At 76.1% G+C, this 6,232-nt stretch carries 1 protein-coding gene (cut by a window edge); it reads left to right on the top strand.

Features of this window, described 5'->3' with window-relative positions:
• Positions 1–25: 25 nt before the first annotated feature.
• On the top strand, positions 26–6,232 hold the beginning of the coding sequence (locus tag AB0883_RS19885) for a type I polyketide synthase (protein ID WP_366642641.1). The gene runs 23,583 nt beyond the window's last position; 6,207 of the gene's 29,790 nt are visible here — the first part of the coding sequence; the start codon lies at positions 26–28; its stop codon lies off the right edge, out of view.

The raw sequence follows: 6,232 nt of genomic DNA, 5'->3' as shown, positions 1-6,232 counted from the left end.
CGTTGTCCCCAGTACGGAGCTCATGATGTCTACGTCCGCAGACAAGGTCGTCGAGGCGCTTCGCGCGTCGCTCAAGGAGACGGGCCGCCTCCGCCAGCTCAACCAGCAGCTGACCGCTGCCGCCCGGGAGCCCATCGCGATCGTCGCGATGTCCTGCCGCTACCCGGGCGGTGTCGCCAGCCCCGAGCAGCTCTGGGACCTGGTGGCCTCCGGCGGCGACGCGATCGGCGGCTTCCCGACGGACCGCGGCTGGGACCTGGACAACCTGTACGACCCGGACGCCGACCGGGCCGGGCGGTCCACCACCCGCGAGGGCGGCTTCCTCTACGACGCGGCCGACTTCGACGCCGAGTTCTTCGGCATCTCGCCCCGCGAGGCCGTGGCGATGGACCCCCAGCAGCGGCTGCTGCTGGAGACGTCGTGGGAGGCGTTCGAGCACGCCGGGATCGCACCCGCCTCAATGCGCGGGCAGAAGGTCGGCGTCTTCGTCGGCACCGCCGCCAACGGCTACGGGATGGGCCCGCAGAGCGAGGCCGAGGGCACCGACGAGGGCTACCTGCTGACCGGCACCGCCACCAGCGTCGTCTCCGGGCGGATCGCGTACGCCCTCGGCCTGGAGGGCCCGGCGGTCACGGTCGACACCGCCTGCTCGTCGTCGCTGGTCGCCCTGCACCTGGCCTGCCAGGCGCTGCGGCAGGGCGACTTCGACCTGGCCCTGGCCGGCGGCGTGTGCGTCATGGCCACCCCCGGCCCGTTCGTGGGCTTCTCGCGGCAGCGGGGGCTCGCCCCCGACGGCAGGTGCAAGTCGTTCGCCGCCGCCGCCGACGGCACGGGCTGGTCCGAGGGCGTCGGCATCCTGCTGGTGGAGCGGCTGTCGGACGCGCAGCGCAAGGGGCACCCCGTCCTCGCCGTGATCCGGGGCAGCGCGGTCAACCAGGACGGCGCGTCCAACGGCCTCACCGCGCCCAACGGCCCCGCCCAGCAGCGGGTGATCCGGCAGGCCCTCGCGAACGCCCGGCTGACCACGGCCGACGTGGACGCCGTCGAGGCGCACGGCACCGGCACCGTCCTCGGCGACCCGATCGAGGCGCAGGCGCTGCTGGCCACGTACGGGCGGGACCGGCCCGCCGACCGGCCGCTGCTGCTCGGCTCGATCAAGTCGAACATCGGTCACAGCCAGTCCGCCGCGGGCGTGGCCGGTGTGATCAAGATGGTGATGGCGATGCGGCACGGCCTCGTCCCGTCCACCCTGCACGTGGACGAGCCGACGCCGAAGGTGGACTGGTCGGCCGGCGAGGTGTCGCTGGTGACCGAGGCGCGGCCGTGGCCGGCGACCGACCGTCCCCGGCGGGCGGCGGTCTCGTCGTTCGGCATCTCCGGCACGAACGCGCACACCATCCTGGAGGAGCCGCCCGCCCCCGACGCCGACGCCGCGGCCCCCGCCGACGCCGGCCCGGCCCCCGCCCTGCCGGCGGTGCCCGTGCTGCTGTCGGCCCGGTCGGAGGCCGCGCTGACCGCGCAGGCGGGCCGCTGGGCCCGGTGGCTGGACGCCGACGAGACCCTCCGCACGGTGGACGTCGGCTGGTCGTCGGTGGTGTCGCGGTCCGCGCTGGAGCACCGCGCGGTCCTCACCGCCACCGACCGCGAGGACCTGCTGGCCGGCCTGCGCGCCCTCGCCGCCGGGCAGCCGTCCGGCGCGGTGGTCGCCGGGCAGGCCGCCGACCGGGGCCCGCTCGCGGTGCTCTTCTCGGGCCAGGGCGCGCAGCGCGCCGGCATGGGCCGGGAGCTGTACGGGACCTTCCCGGTGTTCGCCGCCGCGTTGGACGAGGTGTTCGGTCGGCTGGACCCGCTGCTGCCGCGTCCGCTGCGGGAGGTGCTGTTCGCTGCCGAGGGTACGGCCGAGGCGGGGCTGTTGGATCAGACGGTGTTCACCCAGGCGGGGCTGTTCGCCGTCGAGGTGGCGTTGTTCCGTCTGGTGGAGTCGTTCGGGATCACGCCGGACTTCGTGGGCGGGCACTCGATCGGCGAGATCACGGCCGCGCACGTGGCCGGGGTGCTGTCCCTGGTCGACGCGTGCGCGCTCGTCGCGGCGCGCGGCCGGCTCATGCAGGCCCTGCCCTCGGGCGGCGGGATGCTGGCCGTCGCCGCCGCCGAGGCCGACGTCCTCGCCACGCTGGACGCCCTGGCCGACGTGGGGATCGCGGCCGTCAACGGGCCGACCTCGGTCGTGGTCTCCGGTGCCGTCGACGCCCTCGACGAGGTGGAGCGGCTCTGGCGCGACCGGGGCGTCCGCACGCGCCGGCTCACGGTCAGCCACGCGTTCCACAGCCCGCTGATGGAGCCGATGCTCGCCGAGTTCCGGGCCGTCCTGGACGGGCTGACCTTCGCCGCGCCGTCGCTGCCGGTCGTGTCGAACGTGACCGGCGCGCTCGCCGACGCCGAGGAGATCCGCACCGCCGACTACTGGGTGCGCCACGTCCGGCAGGCCGTCCGGTACGCCGACGGAATCACCGCGCTGCGGGCAGCGGGTGTCGACGCGTTCCTGGAGATCGGCCCGCGCAGCGTGCTGACCGCGATGACCCGCGACACGCTGAGCCAGCAGGAACCGGCCGACGACGACACCCCGGTCATCGCGGTGCCCGTCCTGCGCGCCGACCGTCCCGAGGCCCGGGCCCTGCTCGCCGCCCTGTCCGAGCTGCACGTCAACGGAGTGCCCGTCGACTGGACGGCCCTCTACTCCGGCGCCGGCGCGACCCCGGTCGCCCTGCCCACGTACGCGTTCCAGCGGCAGCGCTACTGGCCCGAGCAGATGCCGGCGTCGGTCACCGGCCCGGTCAGCCCGGACGTGGTGGACGTCGAGTTCTGGTCGGCCGTGGAGCGCTCCGACGTGGCGGCGCTGGCGGCGCAGTTCGGCGACGACGGGGCGGACGTCCTGGCCCCGGCCCTGCCGGTCCTGTCCTCCTGGCGCAAGGCCCGGCTGCGGGACGCGGTCGTCGACGGCTGGTCGTACCGGGTGGTGTGGAAGCGGACCGCCGCCCCCGCGCCGGTCACCCCGTCCGGCCGCTGGCTGCTGGTGGAGCCGGCCGGCGACGCGCCCGCGACGGAGTGGGCCGAGTCGCTCGCGGGGGCGCTGACCGCCGCCGGCGGCGAGGTGTCCCGGCTGGCGGTGGACCCGACGGCGGAGCGCGGGCACGTGACGACGCGGGTGGCCGAGGCCGTGGGGGACGACCGGTTCTCCGGGATCGTGTCCCTGCTGGGTCTGCTGGACCGGCCGCACCCCGGCCAGCCGGCCGTGCCGCTCGGCACGGCGGCCACGATGGCGCTGGTGCAGGCCCTGCACGCGGCCGACGTCGCGGCGCCACTGTGGATGGTGACCCGGGGCGCGGTCGGCACCGGGGACACGGACCCGGTCCGCAGCGTCGCCCAGGGCGGCCTGTGGGGCCTGGCCCGGGTGGCCGGGCTGGAACACCCGCAGCTCTGGGGCGGCCTGGTCGACCTGCCGGACGGGCCCGACCGGAACGACTGGGACCACCTGGTGGGCGTCCTGACCGGCGGCGGTCACGAGGACCAGGTCGCCGTACGGCCATCGGGCGTGTTCGTGCGCCGCCTGGTGCGCGCCACGCCGGCGGCCGTGGGCACCGTCGAGCGCTGGCAGCCGTCGGGCACGGTGCTGATCACCGGTGGCACCGGGGCGCTCGGCGCCCACGTGGCCCGCTGGGTGGCGGCCAACGGCGCGGCGCACGTCGTGCTGACCAGCCGCCGGGGTGAGCGCGCCCCGGGGGCGGCGGAGCTGCGCGACGAGCTGACCGCGCTCGGCGCCCGGGTGACCCTGGTCGCCGCCGACATGGCCGACCGCGCCCGGGTCGAGGCGCTGCTGCGCGACGTCGACGCCGACGAGGCGCCGCTCACGGCGGTGGTGCACGCCGCCGGGGTGGGCCAGCTGAACATGCTGGCCGACACCGACCTGGCCGGGCTGGCCGGGGTGCTGGACGGCAAGATCGCCGGTGCGGTGCACCTGGACGAGCTGCTGGGCGACCGGCCGCTCGACGCGTTCGTGCTCTTCTCCTCCATCGCCGGCATCTGGGGCAGCGGCGGACAGGCCGCGTACGCCGCCGGCAACGCCTTCCTCGACGCCCTCGCCGAGCGGCGCCGGGCCCGCGGCCTGGCCGCCACCGCCGTGGCCTGGGGACCCTGGGCCGACGGCGGCATGGCCAGCGGCGAGGGTCAGGAACTGCTGGCCCGGCGCGGCCTCAGCCCGATGTCGCCGGCCCAGGCCGTGTACGCGCTGCGCAGCGCGGTCGGTCGTGCCGTGCCGTCGGTGACCGTGGCGGACGTCGACTGGTCCCTGTTCACCCCGGCGTTCGCCGCCGCCCGCGCCCGCCCCCTGCTCGACGACATCGCCGAGGCCCGCGACGCCCTGCGGGTGGTCGACGCCGAACCGGAGGACGCCGCCGGCGGCGGGCTGCGGCAGCACCTGCTGACGCTGCCCCGCGCCGAGCAGGACCGCTACCTGACCGACCTCGTACGCACGCACACCGCCGCCGTGCTCGGCCACTCCGGCACCGAGCTGGTCAAGGCGAACCGGGCGTTCAAGGAACTGGGCTTCGACTCACTGACCGCCGTCGAGCTGCGCAACCGGCTCGGCGCCGCCACCGGGCTCACCCTGCCCACCACCCTGGTCTTCGACTACCCGAACCCGGCCGCCCTCGCCGACCACCTGTCGGCGACGCTGCGCCTGCACGAGGTCGACACCGTCACCACCTGGGGCCCCGCCGGGCCGGTGGACGACGACCCGATCGTCATCGTCGGCATGAGCTGTCGGTACCCGGGCGGCGTGGCCAACCCGGACGACCTGTGGGACCTGGTCGCCACCGGACGCGACGGGATCAGCGGCTTCCCCGAGGACCGGCACTGGGACATGGGCCGGCTGCTGGCCGTCGACGCCGACGGGCAACCCGTCTCGCACACCCGCGAGGGCGGCTTCGTCGACGGCGCCACCACCTTCGACCCGGGCTTCTTCGGCATCTCGCCGCGCGAGGCGGTCGCCATGGACCCGCAGCAGCGCCTGCTGCTGGAGGCGTCCTGGGAGGCCATGGAACAGGCCGGGATCGACCCGGACGAGCTGCGCGGCAGCCGTACCGGCGTCTTCGTCGGCGCCTCCCCGTCGGGCTACGGCACCACCGACACCCCGGCCGAGCTGGCGGGCTACCAGCTCACCGGCGGCGCGCACAGCGTCATCTCCGGCCGGGTGTCGTACACCTTCGGCCTCGAAGGCCCGGCGGTGACGGTCGACACCGCCTGCTCGTCGTCCCTGGTCGCGGTGCACCTCGCCGCCCAGGCGCTGCGCAGCGGCGAGTGCGACATGGCGCTGGCCGGCGGCGTCACCGTCATGGTGACCCCGGGCGCCTTCGTCGAGTTCTCCCGCCAGGGCGGCCTCGCCCCGGACGGGCGCTGCAAGTCCTTCGCCGCCGACGCCGACGGCACCGGCTGGTCGGAGGGGGTCGGCGTGCTGCTGGTCCAGCGGCTCTCCGACGCCCGGCGGCAGGGCCGCCAGGTGCTCGCCGTGATCGCCGGCAGCGCCGTGAACCAGGACGGCGCGTCCAACGGCCTCACCGCGCCCAACGGCCCCGCCCAACAGCGAGTGATCCGGCAGGCCCTCGCCAACGCCCGCCTCACCACGGCCGACGTGGACGCCGTCGAGGCGCACGGCACGGGAACGACGCTCGGTGACCCCATCGAGGCGCAGGCCCTGCTGGCGACCTACGGCCAGGGCCGCCCCGCCGACCGGCCGCTGCTGCTCGGCTCGATCAAGTCGAACATCGGCCACAGCCAGGCCGCCGCCGGTGTCGCCGGCATGATCAAGATGGTGCAGGCGATGCGGCACGGCCTGCTCCCGCGGACCCTGCACCTCGACGAGCCGACCCCCCACGTGGACTGGACCGCCGGCGCGGTGTCCCTGCTCGCCGAGGCGCGTCCCTGGCCGGCGGTGGACCGGCCGCGCCGGGCCGCCGTGTCGTCGTTCGGCATCAGCGGTACGAACGTCCACCTGATCCTGGAGCAGCCGCCCGCCCCGACCGGCGGGGACGAGCCGGACGCCGGCGACGAGCCGTCCCGGACGCCGTCGGCGGTGCCGGTGCTGCTGTCGGCCCGTGACGCGGCCGGGCTGTCGGCGCAGGCCGACCGCTGGGCGGCCTGGCTGAGCGGGCACGAGACCCCGCGCCCGCTGGACGTG

The organism is Micromonospora sp. NPDC047812, from assembly GCF_040704175.1.
Taxonomy (GTDB): domain Bacteria; phylum Actinomycetota; class Actinomycetes; order Mycobacteriales; family Micromonosporaceae; genus Micromonospora.
This window is presented reverse-complemented; position numbering and strand designations above follow the sequence as displayed.